Origin of the sequence: Microbacterium sp. P26, assembly GCF_023712585.1 — a bacterium.
In the GTDB taxonomy this organism is placed as follows: Bacteria; Actinomycetota; Actinomycetes; order Actinomycetales; family Microbacteriaceae; genus Microbacterium; species Microbacterium algihabitans_A.
The window spans coordinates 201,566-219,813 of record NZ_JAMAXZ010000007.1 but is presented as its reverse complement, the minus strand read 5'-3'; the positions used below and the strand labels follow the sequence as shown (position 1 = coordinate 219,813).

Genomic DNA, 18,248 nt, shown 5'->3' with positions numbered 1-18,248 from the left:
TTGCTTGAACGGGTAGGCTTCGAATGGTAGTTGTTATGCTCACGGCAATTCCCTTCCCTTCGGTTGGTCGGGCTCTCGTTATTGGTGTGACGAGAGCCCGACCTATCTGCTGACTATCGGCTTTCACCAGTTCCGAATTCCGAGCGGGCGCCAATTGCCGAGGGGCATTTTGTGGAGAACCTTCTGCACATGACCCAAGGGGTCAGACAGGCGTCCCGACAGACTCTTGGCTTCTCGGGCGCGGGCGACGATCGCATGTCCGTCGCCGTGCTGAACCGCCCGCTGCACCTTCTTGTACCTCTCGGCCAGCTCGGCGGTGGATGCCTTGCCCTCGCGCAAGGCGAATCGAATGGCGTCGAGTTCCGCCAGGTGGCCCTCGATCACCTGCACGGGGTTGCCGACCGGTTGGCCGTTGGCGTTGCGTTGCCCGGGCTCGGTGTCCTCGATGAGAGCCTTGGCCCGATCAATCGCGAGCATCTCTAGCGGGCGCACGCGGTCGAAGATCGCCTGGTCCACGGCAGCGATGGTCTCGCGCTCCTGCACGGTGTTGTCGTACTTAGCCGTGCGCGCCTCGGCGCGAATGCGGTCGAAGATGCCTTCGGGGATGTAGCTCGGCATGTAGCTCGACGAGATTCGCACACTCGCCGGAAGCGGACTGGCTTCGTGCTCTTCAGTGCGAGCATCGTTCGGTTCGGTCGAAGTGCTGGCCTTCTTGATAGTTCCCATGATCTGTACTCCTTCAGCCTCGGCGGAGGGTGCGCGCGGCCTGGGCGCGGCTGGACGGGGAGGCGGCGTCAATCCGGCTGTGCACGGCGGCCCGCGCGTCGTCGCGCGCGAAAGCCTCGGCGAACTCATCTGCGACCTCTCCGAGCGCTCGGTCAAGCGACTCGAGCCCGGTGAAGAGTTCGTCGTGGCGCTCGTTGAGTTTCTGCTCAAAGTGCGCGCTGCGGCCGTCGCGCGGGTAGGGCGTGAGGCTCGCGGCCAGCGCTTCCTCACGAGCCCGCTGGCGAGCGCGCGTTTCCCGCGCCTGCTGGGAATGGAACATGCTCATTGGGTTTTCCTCTCATACGGAATTGTGGGGATCGAGGCAACGGCTTGGGCCGGGATGACGTCCAGGGCGTGAAGCCCCAGCAACAGCGCTTGCCGGAGCAGCGTGCTCTTCGACACCCCACCCGAAGTCGCTACAAGCGAATTAATAGCATCGTCAACATTGGCAGGAATGAACGTCTTCACGTACACGCCGTCCTGAATTACTGCCGGTCTTCCGCGCTTGATTGCCATTAGCCTCTCCTGTTGCCGCGTTCTTTATCGGCTCCGTTAAAGCTACCGCGATTCTATCCACCCTGATCTGAGGGGGGCGTTCTGAAATGACAATTCCGAGTGCATGAATTAGATCGAGAGTTTGCATGTTTCCTCTGGAGAAATTTGCGCGCGGGTGGACCATGGCGAGGTTCAATAGAGAGAAAGGAAAGGAAGCGACCATGACAACGACACCCCGATACGCCGATCCGAGCGAGTTCGGCGGGGGCCGCAACCAATACCGCACGCCCGACGGCGTCGAGCGCGACCTCGACGTCAGCGAGCGAGCGCGGCTCCTGCGGCGATCTGGCATCCGCGACGCCATCGAGCCTTCTCCGGGCGAGCCGTTCGAGATGGGCGAGCGGGTCGGTTAGCCCTGCGCGTCGCCTGCGCTCACTACAACAAGAGAACGGCCCAGACTCCCTACAGCGGGAGGGTGGGCCGTTCCGTTGGCTTACACCGGCGTATACCGGGGCGGGTCAGAGCCCTTGGAGCTGGTCTTTCACGAACTGCCGATAGAGGCGAGCGACTTGCTGCTCGAAGTCAAGGCGAGCGGGGCGCTGGCCGATCATCTCGGCGTAGTACTCGCGCACCGCCCTGCGGGCCTCTTCAACCGCCAGGATGAGGTGTTCGGTCACGTCGTAGGCGTCATCCCACGCGTCTACGTCCTCGGGTGTGATCCATCCGTCGGTCTGCGTCTGGTTCTGAGTGGTGGTGGGCATGTCGTTCTCCATCGATTGGGCCTCTCGTTGCGGGCCAGTGCACCGAGGATGCGACGAGACCTCAGGGGTCCACAAACAGGGCCGAAAACCCGGCGAGATCCCGTCGCCCCGCGCCGGGACCCCTATGCCCCACGGTGAACTCCGGCACCCCGCCCAGACGTTCTAGACGTGGGGCGCTCGGCGGTGTGCCGTATGGTCACAGCGGGGCAACACGGGCCATCGTGGGGCGAACATAATTTCGTTCCCGGCCGTCTTTTAATCCGCGGGTCGAGGGTTCGAGCCCCTCCGGGCCCACCAAACTTGCCTTACTCGAACAAGCTGCCCAGAGGCAAAGATTGATCGGGGCGGAGTCCAGAGCGTCAGCGACAATGCTGACGCTCTTTGCTTTGGTCGCCACCCATTCGGCGGCAGCCTTCTGAATGAGACCGATAAGTTCCTGAAGCTCACCGCGAGCGCTGACCCGGTGAGACTCGTCCTCGACCCGGGGGTTATTGAAGAACGCTTCCAGAATCCGCCACTTGATCGCGTCCGATGCGGAGACAGGAATCGCGGTCTCCTCTGTGCCCATCGCGAGATAACCTCCGTATTACATACGTACTACACTTGCTCCATGGCCACCGTCACCCCTGAGCAGCGACTCCTCGATGTCATCGAGGGCAAGTCGCAAAGCGCCGGCGTGACCATGAGAGTCAACGCCGAAGACGCCCGCATCCTGGTCGAGCTGATGAAAGACAGTCGATCGGGCGTCACCGACGTGCTCCGGCGTGGGATCCGGCGCGTCCAACAGGAGCAGTGGGAAGACCAGCTGCGCCGCGAGGCTGCGACGCTGACCGACGAAGATCTGAACGACGAAGACGACGCCTGGTGATTCGCGGAGGGATCTATCAGATCGACCTCGGCCAACCGCGCGGACATGAGCAGGGCGGCAAACGGTACGGCGTCGTCATCTCACCCTCCGACATCGGCCTCCCGGTGGTTACGGTCGTCCCCACCTCGAAAAGCGCACAGTCATCTGTCGTGCGCCCAGAGGTCGAGATTCTCGGCGACACCACACGCCTGCTGATCGATCAGATCCGGTCGATCGACGAGAACTACGTCGGCGAGCTCGTGGAACTGCTCCCCCGCGACGACTATCGCGCACTGATGGCCGTCATCGTCCGCTACTACGACATCGAGCTCTAACCCGAGAATCGCCGGCCAGCTCAGCGCACCGTGCCGCCGCGACCGTACGCGCCGACGACAGCGGCGGACGCCCGATCAGCCCCCCGCTCTGCGCCCACGACGCATTCGCTCGACAGTCTCGGCCGCCGCCACACCGGCGAGGAGAACCGCGGCCGCGATCGACAGCCCGAGCGCGTCGAAGAACGGGAGGAAGAGGGCCGCCCCCGCCAGCACGGCCAGACCCACGAGTCCGAGAAGCTGAGCTCGCGGCCACCGCCGCTCAAGGGTCCGCCGGAACAGCACGGTTCCGGCGAGAAAGAGGAGGGGCCCGCCGACGATGACGATCGTCGCGGCGGCACTTCGCTGGTCGGGGTGCGACAGCATCTCCTTATCGCCCACACTCAGCAACACGATCCCGCCGATGATCGGAAGATGCACCCAGGTGTAGGCCGTGCGCGCCAGTCGCCCAGGTTCGTCCGACGCCTCGATTGCCTCCGCGCCGACGCGCTCGCCGTGATCGAAGTAGATCCACCACGCCGCCGCGGCGGCGACGAACGCCGTCACCAGCGACGCCACCGAAGACGCGGACGACTCCTTCTCGACGAACGCGAGGCCGGTGACGAGCAACCCCTCGCCGACGGCGATGAGGACGAACAGCGCCGTCCGCTCCGCGATGTGGGGACCGGACAGGTCCCACGATTGCAACAGCACTTTTCCTCGACCCGGTATCGGGTACCCCAGGATCGTGCCGAGCAGTTCGAGAGCGAGAGCCGCGGTCCACAACGGCAACTGCCCGCCGGGCGGCAGCACGGCACCGACGATCCAGAGGGCACCGCCGACGACGGTCCACCCGAGGATCAGAGCGAAATCATGCGCCACCCGCCGGTCGTGACGAACGGTCGCCCACACGATGAATCCCGTACGCCCGATCTGCAGGACGACGTACGCCACAGCGAACGCCCACGCTCGATCACCGAACGCCTCCGCGATCGAGACGCTCATCACGAGCGCGACGAAGCCCAGAGCGACGACCGCTCCGCGCACGGGAAGCTTCACGGGGTCGAGCCAATTGGTCACCCAGGTGGTCGACACCCACGCCCACCACAGCGCGCACACCATGATGACGCCCTCGAAAGCGCCGAGCGGAGTCTGGTTCTCGAAGAGGTAGGCGGACAACTGCGTCAGCGCGAAAACGAACATCAAGTCGAAGAACAGCTCGACGTACGTCACCCGGTCCGCGCGCGAGGAGTCCGTGGGGCGCAACACGTCGCGGGCCATCCCGAATGCCATGCCTCATCCTGGCACCGACGCGTCGCGCACCGACGGATCTCCGACAGTTGCGTCCGGTGGGCTCGAGACCGCGATCCTCGCCGTCAGCGCGACCGAGGGCGCGACACGCGTCTCACCGCAAGCGCGCCGCCGTCCACTCCCAGCTGACCGCGGCGCTCGCGATCGGGTCCATGCTCGCGCGGTCGACCTCGATGATCGTCCAGCCCGCCCACTCCGCGGGGAGCGCCGCCAGCACGGCATCCAGGTCGAGATCGCCGAGACCGGGTTCGAGGAAGATCCCGGCATCGGTCGCCGCTCGATACGGCGTGGGAGTCAGGCGCGAGCGTTCGGCGACCGACAGGTCGAGGTCTTTCAGGTGCAGGTCGAGCACGCGATCGGCATGGCGGCGCACCATCTCGACCGGGTCGATGCCGGCCCAGGCCAGGTGCCCGATATCGAACGACGCTCCGAGCAGATCGGCGGGGATCGCCGCGAGGGTGCGCTCGATCTCGTGCTCGGTCTCGATCCACGTTCCGATGTGGTTGTGCAGACCGGCGCGCACACCCTCGGCCCGCAGCACCTCGGCGGAACGACCGATCATGTCGATCACGCGGTCGAGGCGGCCCGCATCGAAGCCCGCTCCGACGGCGACGCTCACGTTGTTCCGCACCGCGGTGTCGCCCCACGACATCTCGGGGGCGAGGAAGACGGTGTCGAGGCCGAAGAAGTTCGACTCCTCGGCCTTGCGACGGATGCCGTCGAACCAGCGCACCTCCTCGGCACTCCCCGCAGCGAGGGTGACGCCGTGGTCCTCGGGCACGGCGATGCTCGCGTAGCCGGGGGCCAGGGTGAGCCCGGCATCCGCGACCATGCGCGCGTAGTCCTGCAGGGTCTGGGTGTCGAGCACCTCCATCATCACCGCCGCGAAGCCGGCCTCGCGGATCGCGCGCAGGATGCCGGGATAGTCGGAGCGGAATGCGGGATCCGCGAACAACCACAGATCGTCGCTGTCGGGGTCGCTCGGGTCGGCCTTGACGTTCGCCCACTGGATCGGGTTGAGCGCGATGCGGTCGGCACGGACGCTCATTCGGCACCGCCCCGGGCGTTGTAGACCAGGGCCCCGCCGGCGTCCACCATTGCTCGGTAGTCGCGGAAGACCTGGAGGGCCTCGTCGCGCAGCACGTCCTGAACGACCTCGATCCCGCGCGCCTCGAACTCCGCTGCCCAGTCGGCCGTCAGCGGCCCCTCGTCGAACGTCGTGATCTGCTCGAGCTCGGGTCCGTCGCCGGCCACGACGAGCGTCCGCACGCCCGACCACATCGTGGCGCCGTAGCACTGGATGCAGGGGCGCCAGTTGACGACCAGCTCGTGTCTCGGCATCCCCTCTCCCCCGAGGTCCCACGACGCCAGCGCGGTCTGCGCGAGGCCCAGCGCGGTGACCTCGGCGTGACCGCTCGAGACGTTGCTGGCCAGCACGACGTTGACCCCCACCGAGACGATCCGCCCCGTGGCGGTCTCGGCGACGAGGGCTGCGAACGGACCGCCGTTGCCCTCACGGAAGTTCCGCGCGGCCAGGCGGTGCACGAGGCGCATGCGGTCGGCGCGGTCAGGGATGACGTCGGGGACGTCGGCGAGCTCGTCGTCGATCCACGCGGGCAGGTCGATGCGATACGAGGTCGCACGGGTGGCGAGGTGCATGGAGTCCTTCTTTCGGGAGGGTGAGGCGGGTGTCAGAGCGAAGCGGGCGCCGTGAGACGGCTGAGCGCGCGGGCGGCGCGGACGGCCGTGATCGCGCCGGTCAACGTGGCATTGGCCACGACGGGGGTGGGGATGGCCCCGTTCCCGGCGACGAAGAGGTTCTGCCAGCCCCACACGCGCCCCTCGGGGTCGCACACACTCGCGCCGTCGTCGGTCTCGCCCGAGCGGACGGTCCCGGTCAGGTGCAGGGACGATCCGGGCTCGAGCAGGGCCGACTCCGTGGCGGGGTCGAAGGGGCCGAGCTTCTCGGCGATGCGTTGCAGCTGCGCCCGAGCGCCGTCGATGTGGGCGAGATCGCGCTCGGAGTACGAGAAGTCGAACGTGACCCGCGGCATGCCGAACACGTCGACCTCGGTGTCCGAGAACGCCAGCCGGTTCTCGGGCCGCGATTCCACGGGCGTGTAGAGCGAGACGCCCACCGAGTAGGCGAGGGGTTCGCCCGCGGCATCCGCGTATGTGGTGTTCATGATCTGGCCGTGCAGCGGCTGGTCTGCACCGTTGTGCGGCAGCCACAGCGAGTCTGTGCAGAACTCCCCCGGCTGCAGCGGCGGCAGGTCGGCCAGCTCGAGGCCGAACGCGTCGAGGTCCAGGAGTACGCGACCGGTCAGGAAGGCGTGCTCGTTGAGGTAGCGGCCCAGGGCATCGGGGCGGATGCCGGAGGCGAAGAGCAACTGCGGGGTGCGCACGGCGTCGGCGCAGACGATAACGGCGTGGGCGAAGAGGTCGCTCTCGATGCCGGTGGCGACGTCGCGCACGCGTGCGCCCAGGACGCGTCGGGAGTCGTCGTCGAGGAGCAGACGCGTCGCCAGGCTCCCGGTCATCAGCGAGAAGTCCGCATCGTCCACCCCGCCGATCGGCGGGAAGATCGTCGCCGGCCCGGTACGCGCGAGCGAGCCGTTCGCCGCGCGGTGCACGGCCATCGGCATCGGCTGCGGGCGTCGGTCGTCGGATCCGACCCCCGCGAAGAGACCGCGCAGCACGTCGAGCACGATCGCGCCGGGCGCCGTCGGCGGGAACGCGACGGGGGCGACCCCCAGCGCCTCGCGCGCGGTCGCGAGATCCGCCGCCCACGCGTCGTCCCCTTCCCCGGCGAACGTCTCGAACCCGGAGGGCCAGGGAGTCGCCGCCGTCCAGTGGATGCCCATTCCCCCGGCGTTCCACGCGAGGGCGCTCGCGGGCATGGCGTCGGCGTCTTCGCCGAGCGCCAGGGCGTGGAACATGCCGGGCGTCAGGTCGGCGGCATCCGGAGCCACCTCGCGCACGACCTCCGCGCCGGTGTACATGCCCTGGATGCCGGAGGACACCCGCTCGTTGTAGCGGTCCCACAGCTCGGGATCGGCGACGTCGTGAAGGTGCAGGCCCGGGGTGTCGCCGATGGGACTGCCGCCGTCGATCATGACGATGCGCGCTCCGGCGTCGTGCTGCCGCAGCAGACGGGCGACGATGGCGCCCATGATGCCGCTGCCCACGATGAGGACGTCGGGGTGGCTGGTGGGGGTCATGCGTTCTGCTCCTGGGGGGTGCGGGGTGCGGCGGACGACGTCTGATGGTCGGATGCCGCGGGGAGGACGGGGCCGAAGAGTTCGGTGTCCATGCGGTCGAGCACGAAGCGCAGGGCACCGATCAGCGGGCCGTCGGGGCCGATGGTGCTTGCGCGCAGTTCGATGTCGGGGGCGCGTGCCTCGGCGAGCGCGGCGCGCAGGCGCGGCAGCAGCAGGTCGGCACCGGCCTCGAGGCCCCCGCCGAGCACGATGAGAGAGGGGGCGATCGTCCACGACAGGGTCGTGAGGATCGCTGCGACGTGCTGAACGAAAGCGTCGACCTCCGCGACCGCATCGTCGGCGCCCGCGCGCGCCCGGTCGAGTACGTCGGCCGCGAGGAGGCGTTCCTCGTCGTGGGGCGAGGTGAGGTAGCCGATCGGCCGGTCGGCGAACGACTGGGCGTCGAGCTGCGCAGCCTCGACGATCTCGCCCGCCGCTCCGCGGAAGCCGCGGTGCACGGCGCCGCGGATGAGCGTGCCGAGACCGGTGCGGTTGCCGAGGATCGCCCACACGATGTCGCGGTGATCGCGCGCGGCTCCCCGCCACTGCTCCGCCAGGGCGCCGAGGTTGGCGTCGTTGTCGGCGAACCACGCCACCGGCACGCGGCGGGCGAGCTCGGCCGGAAGGTCGACGCCCACCCACGGTTCGGCGTGCACGAGGCGGCGGATCACGCCGTTCTCGTCGATGGCTCCACCGGCGGCGATCGCTCCCGCTCGCAGTCGGTCGGCCGGGACTCCGGCGTCGGCGAGCGCATCATGGACGAGGCGTGCGGTGAGGTCGAGGCTCTCCGCGGGGTCGAGGTAGTCGGTGAGGGCGTCGTGCGCACGGCCGAGGATGCGTCCGCGCGCGTCGGCGATCACGGCGGTGGCGTCGAGCGTCGTCACGCGCACCGCGACCAGCACCGAGTGCTCGGCCCGCAGTTCGAACCGGCGCGGCGGCCGGCCCGCCCCTCCGCTGGTCGGAACGCGCTCGAGTTCTACGACCCACCCCGCCGACACGAGGTCGTCGAGGATCAGCTCGATCGTCCGGCGCGACAGGCCCGTCACCTCGGCGAGGGCCGACATCGACACGGGGTCGGACTCGATGGCCAGCGCGCGCAGCGTCACCGAGGTGTTCAGCCGGCGCAGCGCGCTCGGATCGACGCCGCGCATCGGCATCCGCCGCGTCGAACGGCCCGCGGCGGCGGGGACGCGGCCGCTCACCGGATGCCCGTCGCGGCGATGCCCTGCACGAAGTAGCGCTGCAGGAAGAGGAACAGCACCAGCACCGGCAGCATGACCACGAGCGCACCGGCCAGGCTGAGCCCGTAGTCGGTGAGGTTCGCGGCCGCCTTGTTGGTGGCGGCGAGCCCCACCGGCAGCGTGTAGGTGCGCGTGCTCTGGGCGACGATGAGCGGCCAGATGAAGTTGTTCCACGAATTGAGGAAGGACATGATCGTGATCGTCGCGACCGCGGGCCCCGCGAGCGGGAGGAACACGCGGAAGAACGTGCGGAATTCGCCCGCCCCGTCGAGCCGGGCGGCCTCGAGCAGCTCGTCGGGCACCGACGAGGCGTACTGGCGCATGATGAAGATCGACAGGGGAAGGGTGATGCTCGGCCCCGCGATGCCGGCCAGCGTGTCGATCAGACCGAGGTTCACGGTGACGACGAACTGCGGCACGAACACCGCGGTGTAGGGCACCATGAGCGCCGCCAGTACCGCACCGAACGCGAGCTTCTTGCCGCGGAACTCGAACTTCGACAGGGCGTAGCCCGCGAGCGAGGCGGTGACGATGTTGCCCACCACGACGATCGCCGCGACCACCAGGCTGTTCACGAGGTAGACCGCGAACCCCTCGCCGGTGAACAGGCGCACGAAGTTGTCGAGCGTCGGAGCACTGGGCAGCCAGGCACCTGGGTCGGAGCGGATCTCGTCGAGCGAGCGCAACGATCCGCTGACGACCCACGCGAACGGCAGCAGCGTCAGCACTGCGGCGAGCGCGAGGGCGCCGTACAGGGCGATCGCGGGGAGGCGGCGCGGGGCGCGGCGCGGCGACTCGGGCGTCGCGGGCACGGGAGCGGTGCCGGACTCCGCCGACGGCGCGAGCGAGGAGCGTTCGGGGGTGCGCAGGAGTGTCATGTGCGGGGCCTCAGCAGACGGAATTGCACGACGCTGACGATCGCGACGAGCAGCAGGATGATGACGGAGGCGGCCGACGAGGTGCCGAAGTTGCCGAACCCGAATTGGTTGAACGTGTACAGCGCGAGCGACTCGGTCGATCCGAGCGGTCCGCCGTTCGTGAGCAGATACGGCTCGTCGAACACCTGCAGGTAGAAGACGGTCAGCAGCACCGACACGAGCAGGATGGTCGGCATGAGCAGCGGCACGGTGATCAGGCGCAGTCGCCGCCACCCGTTCGCCCCGTCGAGCGCGGCCGCCTCGTGCACGTCTTCGGGCACGGCCTGAAGACCCGCGAGGAAGAGGATCATCGCGGTGCCGAAGTTGCGCCAGACACCCAGCAGGATCACGACCGGCATGGCGAGGTTCGGGTCGTCGAGCCAGTTGGGCCCGGCGAAGCCGATCGCCGCGAGCACCTCGTTCACGGTGCCGTTGGCGTTGAAGGCGTACTGCCAGATGAGCGCGACGGCGACGATGTTCGTCACGACCGGCGCGAAGAAGACGGCGCGGAAGGTTCCCCGCAGGTGCCGGATGCCGGTGTTCAGGGCGAGCGCGAGCACGAAGCCCACGGCCATGGTGAGCGGGACTCCCACGACCACGAAGAGCACGGTGTTGCCGATGTCGCGGACGAAGCGCTCGTCGGCGAAGAGGCGGAGGTAGTTGTCGAAGAAGACGAGGTTGACCGAGAACGGGTCGCGAAGGTCGCGGCCGTGCATGTCGGTCAGGCTGAAGGCCAGGGCGGAGATGGCGGGGATCGCGGTGAACAGGACGAACAGCACCGCGAAGGGAGCGAGGAAGAGCCAGGCGGCGCCGGTCTGGCGCCGCCCCCGGGGCCGCCGCGTCGCGCGCGGCGTCCCCAGGGTCGACGACGAGGTCATGGGCGTCTCACTTCCCCGTGCCGAGGTTCTCGGCGAAGGCCTGGATGTCGGATGCCGCGGCCTCGGGCGTCTCGGCACCCTTGGCGACCGACTCCATGACCGTGCCCATGTGCGTCGCGATCTGCGGCCACGTGCTGTTCTGCGGGTAGTTGCGCGCGGTCTGCAGCTGCGTGAAGAAGGCGTCGAGGAGCGGCTGGCTCGCGATCGCCGGGTCCTTCCACGCCGCCTGCACGGCCGGGAGCGAGGCGATGGCGCTGAACTGCGCGACCTGCGTCTCGGGGGCCGCCAGATCGCGGATGACCTTCCACGACGCGTCGGCGTTGTCGCTGTTGGCGAGGACGCCCCAGCTTCCGCCGGCGACGGCTCCGATGCTGCCGCTCGCACCGCCGGGGACGGGCGCGGTGGCGACGTTGGCCGCGGTCCACCCGTCGGTGCCGGCGACGGCGTCGAGCTGGCCGATGACCCAGGGGCCGGTGAACATCGACGCGGTCTTGCCCTCGACGAAGGAGGGCTGTGCGTCGAGGAATCCGGGACCCGAGGTGTCGGCCGTGCCCTCGGTGAAGAACGAGGCGTTGTAGCGGATCGCGTCGATCATCTCGGGGGTGTCGAGCGTCCAGGCGCTGCCGTCGGCCGAGAGCAGGTCTCCGCCCGCCTGCCAGACGTACTGCGCGAGGTCCTGGCCGTTGTAGCTGTCCCAGCCGACGTCGGCGCCGAGGCCCTTGACCGCACCCGCGCTCTGCAGGCCCTTGAGGAACCCCGACAGCTCGCTCCACTGGGTCGGAGCGGTCACGCCCGCCGCCTTCGCGAGGTCGGCGCGGTAGACGAGGGCGTAGGTGTAGGCGTACCACGGCACCGAATAGGCGACGCCGTCGATGACCCCGGCCTCCCACGATCCGGGGAAGAACGCGGCCGGGTCCACGAGGCCGTCGGGAACGGGCGCGAAGTCTCCCCCGTCGGTGAACTGCGTCTGCGCCTCGGTGTAGACCTGCGCGATGTCGGGGCCGGTGCCCGAGGCGAGCGCCGCCTGCAGTTTGGTGTTGTAGTCGCTCGAGGGGATCAGGGTGATCTCGACGTCGAGATCGGGGTTCGCCGCCTCGAACGGGGCGAGCACCGTCGACAGCGCCTTGGCGTCTCCGTCGGGGGCCCACAGCTGCACGGTGCCGGTGGCCGGCCCGTCGTCGATCGAGACCGCCGAGGCGGCGGGGGCGGCGGTGTCGGCGCGACCGCACCCCGCCAGCAGGACGGTGGCGGATGCCACGACGGCGAGGCCGACGACGGCTTTGCGCGCGGTGGGTGAGGGGAGGAAGGACACGGTGGCTCCGATCTGATTCGTACGCTCAGCCGCTTCGGGGAGGCCGATTAATGCGTAGAAGTAGCGAAATAGGGTGGAGGTGCTCGACTCGAAAGTAGGGACGAGGCGTTTCCGCAGCGTGACACGACCGTGAAGGATAATTTCGGCGGATGTAGCGATATTCGGACGCCACCGACCTCGGCATCCGGTCGCCCCTCTCGACCCGCAGGACACGGCCCTCAGCCGATCAGCTCGACCCCGAACTCCGCCACCACGGCGCGCATCTCGGCGAGGTAGCGCTGCGCCTGCTCGGTGAGGGGGATGGCCGTGCGACCGATCCAGCCGATCTCGATGCGCTCGTCGACCTCGAGGGGCACGGCGACGATCTCGGGGTCGAGGTCGTCGCTGATGATGCCGGTCGAGATCGTGTAGCCGTCGAGGCCGATCATGAGGTTGAAGATCGTGGCGCGATCCGAGACGCGGATCTCCTGGCGGCTCGACAGGGTCGAGAGGATCTCCTCGGCGAAGTAGAACGAGTTGTTCGCGCCCTGGTCGAAGGTCAGGCGCGGTAGGTCGGCGAGGTCGTCGAGACTCGCACGCTCGCGACCGGCGAGGGGATTGCGCCGCGAGACGAAGATGTGCGGTTCGGCGCGGAAGAGCGGATGGAAGGCGAGCCCCGAATCCCGCAGCAGCTTGTCGAGCACGTTGCGGTTGAAGTCGTTGCGGAAGAGCACGCCGATCTCACTGCGCAGGGTGCGCACGTCTTCGATGATGTCGAAGGTGCGGGTCTCGCGCAGGGAGAACTCGTACTCCGCGGCATCCGTCGCCTTCACCATGCGCACGAACGCGTCCACGACGAACGAGTAGTGCTGCGCCGAGACGCCGAGCAGGCGGCGCGAGGGCGGGCGACCGAGGTAGCGCTGCTCGAGCAGCTCGGCCTGCTCGACGACCTGACGGGCGTAGCCGAGGAACTCCACACCGTCGACGGTCAGCGTGACCCCGCGCGCGGAGCGGGTGAGCAGGTCGCGACCGACGCGCGTCTCGAGGTCGCGCATCGCCGCCGACATCGTGGGTTGCGCGACGAACAGCAGATCGGCTGCCGCGCTGATCGAGCCCTCGGCCGCGACCTCGATGAAGTACTGCAACTGCTGCAGGGTGATGCCGCTCGACCGCCTTGCCATAGTCGAAGGCTATACCTCCGCATAGTTGAATGGAATTACCCGATGACTCCAGTCGAAGCGCACCATGAAGGAACGATCACCGCACGGCCCACCCGGCCCTTCTCGATTGGCTTGTCATGGCGAACGGCATCACGTTCCGCATCTCCACCACCCGCTTCGACGAGGACTACGCGCCGTCGAGCAGCTCGCGGATCACCACCAACTTCGCCAACCTCGCCCGGGGCGAGCACCGTCAGCAGAACCTGCGCAACGCCCTCGCGATGATCGACCGCCGCGTGAACGACCTCGTCGGCGGCGGCGCGGACACGTACCGCGTCGAGCTCGACATCGTTTCGGCCCACCTGCAGTTCGACGACGACGCCGGGGCTGACCGCGAGTTCCCCCTGCTCGAGGTGCTCGACATCCACGTCATCGACACCGCCACCGGCGAGCGCCACCAGGGCATCGTCGGCAACAACTTCTCGTCGTACCTGCGCGACTACGACTTCAGCGTGCTGCTGCCGGCGGCCAACGCGGACGGCGGACCCTTCACCCTGCCCGAGGACTTCGGCATCCTGCACGGCAAGCTCTTCCAGCACTTCCTGGGCTCCACCGCCTACCGCGAGCGCTACACGCAGTCGCCCGTCGTGTGCATCAGCGTCTCGACGAGCCGCACCTACCGCCGCACCGGCGTCGAGCACCCCGTGCTCGGCTTCGAATACGAGCAGGACAGCTTCAGCCTCACCGACGAGTACTTCGGCAAGATGGGCCTGCAGGTGCGCTACTTCATGCCGCACGGCAGCGTCGCTCCCCTGGCCTTCTACTTCGAGGGCGACCTGCTCGCCGACTACTCCGACCTGCAGCTGGCCGGCACGATCGCCACGATGGAGACGTTCCAGAAGATCTACCGGCCCGAGATCTACAACGCCCACTCCCCCGCCGGCGAGGTCTTCCGCCCGACCCTCGAGCACGACGACTTCACGCGCACCGACATCGCCTACGACCGCGAGGAGCGCAGCCGCCTGGGCATCACGCAGGGGCGGTACACCGAGGAGCACTTCGTGACCCCGCACCGCGCCGTGCTCGACGCCTGGCTCGTCGCCGACGCCCTCCCGACCCGATGACTCCCCCGGAGACCCCCACCGTGAACTCGTTGATCCCCACCGCCCTCGTCGGCAGCCTCCCCAAGCCCTCGTGGCTCGCCCGCCCCGAGGTGCTGTGGTCGCCCTGGGAGCTCGAGGGCGACACCCTCGCCGAGGGCAAGCGCGACGCCCTGCGCGCCGCCGTCCAGGAGCAGGAGCGCCGCGGCCTCGACATCGTCAGCGACGGCGAGCAGACGCGTCAGCACTTCGTCACGACCTTCATCGAGCACCTCGAGGGCGTCGACTTCGAGAACCGCGAGACGGTGCGCATCCGCGACCGCTACGACGCGAGCGTGCCCACCGTGGTCGGCGCGGTCAGCCGTCGCCAGCCGGTGTTCGTCGCGGATGCCGCTTTCCTGCGGCAACAGACGGATCGCCCGATCAAGTGGGCCCTCCCCGGCCCGATGACCATGATCGACACCCTCGCCGATCGCCACTACCGCAGCCGCGAGAAGCTCGCCTGGGAGTTCGCGACCATCCTCAACCAGGAGGCCAAGGAGCTCGAGGCGGTGGGCGTCGACATCATCCAGTTCGACGAGCCGGCGTTCAACGTCTTCTTCGACGAGACGAAGGACTGGGGTATCGCCGCCCTCGAGCGCGCGGTCGAGGGCCTGCGCGCCGAGACGGCCGTGCACATCTGCTACGGCTACGGCATCAAGGCCAACACCGACTGGAAGGCCACGCTCGGAGCGGAATGGCGCCAGTACGAGCAGTCGTTCCCGTTGCTGCAGAGCTCGAGCATCGACATCGTGTCGCTCGAGAGCCACAACTCGCACGTGCCGATCGATGTGATCGAGCTCATCCGCGGCAAGAAGGTCATGCTCGGCGCCGTCGACGTGGCCGGCCACGACATCGAGACGCCCGACGAGGTCGCCGACACCCTGCGCCGCGCCCTGGAGTTCGTCGACGCCGACAAGCTGATCGCGAGCTCGAACTGCGGCATGGCCCCCCTGCCGCGCCAGGTCGCGTTCGACAAGATGAGCGCGCTGTCCGCCGGCGCCCGCGTCCTGCGCGACGAACGGGCGCGCGTCCCGGCCTGACGCGCGAGCGGGGTCATCCGTGGCAGAGTCGGTCCATGCCCATCGCTGCCGATGACCCCCGCCTGACCTCCGCCTTCTCCGCGTCGACCGCACGCTACGACGACGTCCCGTTCGCGCGGGCGGGTGCCAGCGGCATCCGTCTGCCCCGCATCTCGCTCGGTCTGTGGCAGAACTTCGGCAGCGGCCGCACGCTCGACTCGCAGCGCGAGATCCTCCTGCACGCGTTCGACCGCGGGGTCGTGCACGTCGACCTCGCCAACAACTACGGCCCGCCCTACGGCGCCGCCGAGTCGACCTTCGGCACCGTGCTCGACAGCCACCTGCGCCCCTACCGCGACGAGCTGTTCCTCTCGACGAAGGCCGGCTACGACATGTGGCCCGGCCCCTACGGCGACGGCGGATCCCGCAAGTACCTGATGCGCTCGCTCGAGCAGAGCCTGACCCGCATGCGCACCGACTACGTCGACGTGTTCTACTCGCACCGCGTCGACCCCGAGACGCCCATCGAAGAGACGGTCACCGCCCTCGCAGACATCGTGCGCAGCGGCAAGGCGCTCTACGTCGGCATCTCGAACTACCCCGCCGAGCTCACCCGCCGCGCGCATGAGCTGCTCGCCGCCGAGGGCGTGCGCCTGTTCGTGCACCAGCCGCGGTACTCGCTCTTCGACCGCACACCCGAGGCCGACCTGTTCCCCACGCTGCGCGACCTCGGCGTCGGCAGCGCGGTGTTCTCACCCCTCGCTCAGGGGCTGCTGACGGCCAAGTACCTCGACGGCACCGTGCCGGCCGACTCGCGCGCCGCCGACAGCCGCTTCCTCGACGGCAGCGCCCTCACCGACGACTACCTCGAGCGCATCCGCGGCATCGAGGGCGTCGCCCGCGAGGCGGGACTGTCGATCCCGCAACTGGCGGTGGCGTGGGTGCTGCGCGACCCCGTGGTCACCACCGCGATCATCGGCGCCTCGCGTCCGAGCCAGGTCGACGACGCGGTGCACGCGAGCAAGGCCACGCTCTCCGACGACGTCATCGCCGCCCTGGAGCCGTTCGCCGCCCCCGTGGGCGCCGCCGTCCGCTGAGCGCAGGCACATCGCCCGCGGTGACGCAAGCGGCACGGCATCCGCTGCTCGATCGTGTGGGGTGGACACCTCACGACGCGAGCAGAGGAGTCACCATGGGAGTCGGACGTTGGATCGGGACCGGAGCGGTCGCCCTCGCGGGGGCCGTCATCGCCCGCACGGCCATCGGGCGCGCCGCCGCCGCGGGGACGGTCGCCTACCGGGTCTGGAAAGACCCGAAGGTGCAGAAGATCCGCCGCAAGGTGATCGCGAAGATGAGCAAGCAGCGCGGCAACCGCACGAACACGCGCTGAGTTCTCCCAGCGTTCACGCGACCCTCGTACCCTCCGGGTGAGGAGGTCGACGGATGCCGAGGAGCCTGCGGTCCCGCATCGCCGTCGTCGCCGCTGCGACGGCGGCGATCGCCGTTCTCGGCGGGGGCGTGATGATGTTCGGCCTGATGGCCGACGAGACGCGCTTCCCGCGCTCCGACCCCGCCTTCGACGCACTCAGCGCGCAGGTCGCGTCGATCCCCGGGGTGACCGACGTGCAGAGCGAACGCTGGGTCGAGGCGCCGTTGTTCGTCCACCCGCACGCGTACCTCTCGGTGACCGTCTCCGATGACGACCTCGACGAGGTGTGGCGCCTCGCGTGCTCGTCGGAGTATCCGGATGCCGTGTCGTGGGGTTTCGACATCGTCACCGTCGCCGACACGCACGTCTCGTTCGCGGGCGAGGCCGAGAGCGGGTGTCCTGACGTCGGGTTCGATCCCGCCCCGGTCGTGACCGAGATCGGCCGACTGGCTCCCGGTGAAGCCGTGCAGGCCGCGATCTGGGACGACGCACGCTTCGCCGTCTCGACGATCGACGGCCGCGAGACGGCGGACCGCCTTCTCCCTCTCGTCGCCGGTGCTGACGCGCTGCGGACGGCCGCGGGCGTCGACCCCGGCACTCCCGTGGAGGTGAGCGGCCCGCAGCTGGGCGTGGTCGTCGGCCCCGGCGAGGCACAGCGCTACCACGACCTGCTCACCCGGCTCATCGACACCCATGGAGCCACGGCGCTCTTCCTCGGCGGGGGCGGGACGCCCACCGACGGGATCGAGAAGGTGCAGCTCGCCGCCCCCGTCGAACACCACGCGGCGATCGAACGCGAGATCGCCGCCTCGGGTCTCCCGATCGCCGACCTGCCGGTGGCGTTCCTCTCCTGATCGAGCGTCCGGTCGATCCGCTCAGCGGCGCGCGGTCTCCTCGCCGAGCGGAAGCGGCGAGAGAGGCTTCGTCTCGGCGAAGGCGAAGGTCGTGTCGATCGAGGCCAGCGACGGGATCGCCCGCAGGTGCTCGCGCAGCAGGCGCTCGTACTCCGCGAAGCTCGGCGTGACGATCCGCACGAGGTAGTCCCAGTCACCGGCCAGCAGGTGCGCCTCGACGATGTGCGGGATCGCGCGCAGGCGCTGCTCCACGGCATCCACCGTCGCGCCCTCGTGCGTCGCCAGGCGCAGTCGCACGAACGCGGTGATGCTCAGCCCGACGACCTTCGGGGCGACGACGGCGCGATAGCCCTCGATCACCCCTTGCTGTTCGAGGTGGCGCACGCGCCGCAGGCACGGCGAGGGCGAGAGGCCGACGCGATCCGCCAGCTCCTGGTTCGTGAGACGGCCGTTCTGCTGCAGTTCGTGCAAGATTCGCTTGTCGATGCCATCGAGAGCCGCCATAGGGCAGATTCTGCCAACATCGACGATTCTCGGGCAACTTTCGCAAGCGCCTGCCACCGGCGA

Annotated in this window: 23 protein-coding genes; 8 read left to right on the top strand and 15 right to left on the bottom strand. The window is 68.9% G+C overall.

Features of this window, described 5'->3' with window-relative positions; translation table 11 throughout:
- Positions 1-123 precede the first annotated feature (123 nt).
- The 3 genes from M3667_RS14210 to M3667_RS14200 are packed head-to-tail and all read right to left on the bottom strand — an operon-like array spanning position 124 to position 1,281.
- Complete coding sequence (locus M3667_RS14210; RefSeq protein ID WP_251508929.1) at positions 124-726, bottom strand: hypothetical protein; 603 nt, start codon at positions 724-726, stop codon at positions 124-126.
- A gap of 13 nt (positions 727-739) precedes the next feature.
- Entirely contained in the window at positions 740-1,051 is a 312-nt protein-coding gene (locus tag M3667_RS14205) for a hypothetical protein (RefSeq protein WP_251508928.1), read from the bottom strand.
- Positions 1,048-1,281, bottom strand: coding sequence for a hypothetical protein (locus tag M3667_RS14200; protein WP_251508926.1), 234 nt, complete (start codon positions 1,279-1,281; stop codon positions 1,048-1,050). Before M3667_RS14200 ends, M3667_RS14205 begins: the two co-directional genes overlap by 4 nt.
- A 200-nt stretch (positions 1,282-1,481) precedes the next feature.
- On the opposite strand from M3667_RS14200, the gene M3667_RS14195 reads away from it, so the two are divergent.
- Positions 1,482-1,673 (top strand): hypothetical protein, encoded by a 192-nt coding sequence (locus tag M3667_RS14195; protein WP_251508924.1) that lies wholly within the window; start codon positions 1,482-1,484, stop codon positions 1,671-1,673.
- Between the two features lie 105 nt (positions 1,674-1,778).
- On the opposite strand, the gene M3667_RS14190 is transcribed toward M3667_RS14195, so the two are convergent.
- Entirely contained in the window at positions 1,779-2,021 is a 243-nt protein-coding gene (locus M3667_RS14190) for a hypothetical protein (protein WP_251508922.1), read from the bottom strand.
- 196 nt (positions 2,022-2,217) lie between these two features.
- On the bottom strand, positions 2,218-2,589 hold the full coding sequence (locus M3667_RS14185) for a hypothetical protein (RefSeq protein ID WP_251508919.1): 372 nt from the start codon (positions 2,587-2,589) through the stop codon (positions 2,218-2,220).
- 42 nt (positions 2,590-2,631) lie between these two features.
- On the opposite strand from M3667_RS14185, the gene M3667_RS14180 reads away from it, so the two are divergent.
- The gene (locus M3667_RS14180; RefSeq protein WP_251508917.1) at positions 2,632-2,889 is read left to right on the top strand and encodes a hypothetical protein; all 258 of its coding nucleotides are present in this window, start codon (positions 2,632-2,634) and stop codon (positions 2,887-2,889) included.
- The gene (locus tag M3667_RS14175) at positions 2,814-3,203 is read left to right on the top strand and encodes a type II toxin-antitoxin system PemK/MazF family toxin (protein WP_308196469.1); all 390 of its coding nucleotides are present in this window, start codon (positions 2,814-2,816) and stop codon (positions 3,201-3,203) included. Before M3667_RS14180 ends, M3667_RS14175 begins: the two co-directional genes overlap by 76 nt.
- A gap of 75 nt (positions 3,204-3,278) precedes the next feature.
- On the opposite strand, the gene M3667_RS14170 is transcribed toward M3667_RS14175, so the two are convergent.
- The 9 genes from M3667_RS14170 to M3667_RS14130 form a co-directional block, all read right to left on the bottom strand.
- A complete protein-coding gene (locus M3667_RS14170; protein WP_251508915.1) occupies positions 3,279-4,472 on the bottom strand; it encodes a low temperature requirement protein A in 1,194 nt (397 codons plus the stop codon).
- Between the two features lie 112 nt (positions 4,473-4,584).
- On the bottom strand, positions 4,585-5,538 hold the full coding sequence (locus tag M3667_RS14165) for a sugar phosphate isomerase/epimerase (protein ID WP_251508913.1): 954 nt from the start codon (positions 5,536-5,538) through the stop codon (positions 4,585-4,587).
- Entirely contained in the window at positions 5,535-6,149 is a 615-nt protein-coding gene (locus M3667_RS14160) for a nucleoside deaminase (RefSeq protein ID WP_251508910.1), read from the bottom strand. The genes M3667_RS14165 and M3667_RS14160 overlap by 4 nt, the downstream gene beginning before the upstream one ends.
- 32 nt (positions 6,150-6,181) lie before the next feature.
- Positions 6,182-7,711 carry a GMC oxidoreductase gene (locus tag M3667_RS14155; protein ID WP_251508908.1) on the bottom strand — a complete coding sequence of 510 codons (1,530 nt, stop codon included), beginning with the start codon at positions 7,709-7,711 and terminating at the stop codon, positions 6,182-6,184.
- Positions 7,708-8,952 (bottom strand): ROK family transcriptional regulator, encoded by a 1,245-nt coding sequence (locus M3667_RS14150; protein WP_251508905.1) that lies wholly within the window; start codon positions 8,950-8,952, stop codon positions 7,708-7,710. Before M3667_RS14150 ends, M3667_RS14155 begins: the two co-directional genes overlap by 4 nt.
- Positions 8,949-9,869: a carbohydrate ABC transporter permease gene (locus M3667_RS14145; RefSeq protein ID WP_251508903.1), complete on the bottom strand. Its 921-nt coding sequence runs from the start codon at positions 9,867-9,869 to the stop codon at positions 8,949-8,951. Before M3667_RS14145 ends, M3667_RS14150 begins: the two co-directional genes overlap by 4 nt.
- The gene (locus tag M3667_RS14140) at positions 9,866-10,786 is read right to left on the bottom strand and encodes a carbohydrate ABC transporter permease (RefSeq protein ID WP_251508901.1); all 921 of its coding nucleotides are present in this window, start codon (positions 10,784-10,786) and stop codon (positions 9,866-9,868) included. The genes M3667_RS14145 and M3667_RS14140 overlap by 4 nt, the downstream gene beginning before the upstream one ends.
- Positions 10,787-10,793: 7 nt before the next feature.
- Entirely contained in the window at positions 10,794-12,098 is a 1,305-nt protein-coding gene (locus tag M3667_RS14135) for an extracellular solute-binding protein (RefSeq protein ID WP_251508899.1), read from the bottom strand.
- 218 nt (positions 12,099-12,316) lie between these two features.
- Positions 12,317-13,258 carry a LysR family transcriptional regulator gene (locus tag M3667_RS14130; RefSeq protein WP_251508897.1) on the bottom strand — a complete coding sequence of 314 codons (942 nt, stop codon included), beginning with the start codon at positions 13,256-13,258 and terminating at the stop codon, positions 12,317-12,319.
- Between the two features lie 116 nt (positions 13,259-13,374).
- Here M3667_RS14130 and M3667_RS14125 point away from each other — a divergent pair, with 116 nt between their 5' ends.
- The 5 genes from M3667_RS14125 (at position 13,375) to M3667_RS14105 (ending at position 17,681) form a co-directional block, all read left to right on the top strand.
- A complete protein-coding gene (locus M3667_RS14125; RefSeq protein WP_251508895.1) occupies positions 13,375-14,361 on the top strand; it encodes a putative oxygenase MesX in 987 nt (328 codons plus the stop codon).
- Positions 14,362-14,381: 20 nt separating this feature from the next.
- Entirely contained in the window at positions 14,382-15,419 is a 1,038-nt protein-coding gene (locus M3667_RS14120; RefSeq protein ID WP_251508893.1) for a methionine synthase, read from the top strand.
- Between the two features lie 35 nt (positions 15,420-15,454).
- Positions 15,455-16,495 carry an aldo/keto reductase gene (locus tag M3667_RS14115; protein WP_251508891.1) on the top strand — a complete coding sequence of 347 codons (1,041 nt, stop codon included), beginning with the start codon at positions 15,455-15,457 and terminating at the stop codon, positions 16,493-16,495.
- A gap of 95 nt (positions 16,496-16,590) precedes the next feature.
- Positions 16,591-16,788, top strand: coding sequence for a hypothetical protein (locus M3667_RS14110; RefSeq protein ID WP_251508889.1), 198 nt, complete (start codon positions 16,591-16,593; stop codon positions 16,786-16,788).
- A 53-nt stretch (positions 16,789-16,841) separates the two neighbouring features.
- Complete coding sequence (locus tag M3667_RS14105) at positions 16,842-17,681, top strand: hypothetical protein (RefSeq protein ID WP_251508887.1); 840 nt, start codon at positions 16,842-16,844, stop codon at positions 17,679-17,681.
- A 21-nt stretch (positions 17,682-17,702) separates the two neighbouring features.
- Here the strand turns inward: M3667_RS14105 and M3667_RS14100 are convergent, their stop codons facing one another.
- Positions 17,703-18,185 (bottom strand): Lrp/AsnC family transcriptional regulator, encoded by a 483-nt coding sequence (locus M3667_RS14100; RefSeq protein WP_251508885.1) that lies wholly within the window; start codon positions 18,183-18,185, stop codon positions 17,703-17,705.
- Positions 18,186-18,248 lie beyond the last annotated feature (63 nt).

Excerpts from the sequence above, each read along its gene's own strand:
- M3667_RS14210 (WP_251508929.1), bottom strand. The coding sequence starts at position 726 with ATGGGAACTATCAAGAAGGCCAGCACTTCGACCGAACCGAACGATGCT.
- M3667_RS14205 (WP_251508928.1), bottom strand. The coding sequence starts at position 1,051 with ATGAGCATGTTCCATTCCCAGCAGGCGCGGGAAACGCGCGCTCGCCAG.
- M3667_RS14200 (WP_251508926.1), bottom strand. The coding sequence starts at position 1,281 with ATGGCAATCAAGCGCGGAAGACCGGCAGTAATTCAGGACGGCGTGTAC.
- M3667_RS14195 (WP_251508924.1), top strand. The coding sequence starts at position 1,482 with ATGACAACGACACCCCGATACGCCGATCCGAGCGAGTTCGGCGGGGGC.
- M3667_RS14190 (WP_251508922.1), bottom strand. The coding sequence starts at position 2,021 with ATGCCCACCACCACTCAGAACCAGACGCAGACCGACGGATGGATCACA.
- M3667_RS14185 (WP_251508919.1), bottom strand. The coding sequence starts at position 2,589 with ATGGGCACAGAGGAGACCGCGATTCCTGTCTCCGCATCGGACGCGATC.
- M3667_RS14180 (WP_251508917.1), top strand. The coding sequence starts at position 2,632 with ATGGCCACCGTCACCCCTGAGCAGCGACTCCTCGATGTCATCGAGGGC.
- M3667_RS14170 (WP_251508915.1), bottom strand. The coding sequence starts at position 4,472 with ATGGCATTCGGGATGGCCCGCGACGTGTTGCGCCCCACGGACTCCTCG.
- M3667_RS14165 (WP_251508913.1), bottom strand. The coding sequence starts at position 5,538 with ATGAGCGTCCGTGCCGACCGCATCGCGCTCAACCCGATCCAGTGGGCG.
- M3667_RS14160 (WP_251508910.1), bottom strand. The coding sequence starts at position 6,149 with ATGCACCTCGCCACCCGTGCGACCTCGTATCGCATCGACCTGCCCGCG.
- M3667_RS14155 (WP_251508908.1), bottom strand. The coding sequence starts at position 7,711 with ATGACCCCCACCAGCCACCCCGACGTCCTCATCGTGGGCAGCGGCATC.
- M3667_RS14145 (WP_251508903.1), bottom strand. The coding sequence starts at position 9,869 with ATGACACTCCTGCGCACCCCCGAACGCTCCTCGCTCGCGCCGTCGGCG.
- M3667_RS14140 (WP_251508901.1), bottom strand. The coding sequence starts at position 10,786 with ATGACCTCGTCGTCGACCCTGGGGACGCCGCGCGCGACGCGGCGGCCC.
- M3667_RS14130 (WP_251508897.1), bottom strand. The coding sequence starts at position 13,258 with ATGGCAAGGCGGTCGAGCGGCATCACCCTGCAGCAGTTGCAGTACTTC.
- M3667_RS14125 (WP_251508895.1), top strand. The coding sequence starts at position 13,375 with ATGGCGAACGGCATCACGTTCCGCATCTCCACCACCCGCTTCGACGAG.
- M3667_RS14115 (WP_251508891.1), top strand. The coding sequence starts at position 15,455 with ATGCCCATCGCTGCCGATGACCCCCGCCTGACCTCCGCCTTCTCCGCG.
- M3667_RS14110 (WP_251508889.1), top strand. The coding sequence starts at position 16,591 with ATGGGAGTCGGACGTTGGATCGGGACCGGAGCGGTCGCCCTCGCGGGG.
- M3667_RS14105 (WP_251508887.1), top strand. The coding sequence starts at position 16,842 with ATGCCGAGGAGCCTGCGGTCCCGCATCGCCGTCGTCGCCGCTGCGACG.
- M3667_RS14100 (WP_251508885.1), bottom strand. The coding sequence starts at position 18,185 with ATGGCGGCTCTCGATGGCATCGACAAGCGAATCTTGCACGAACTGCAG.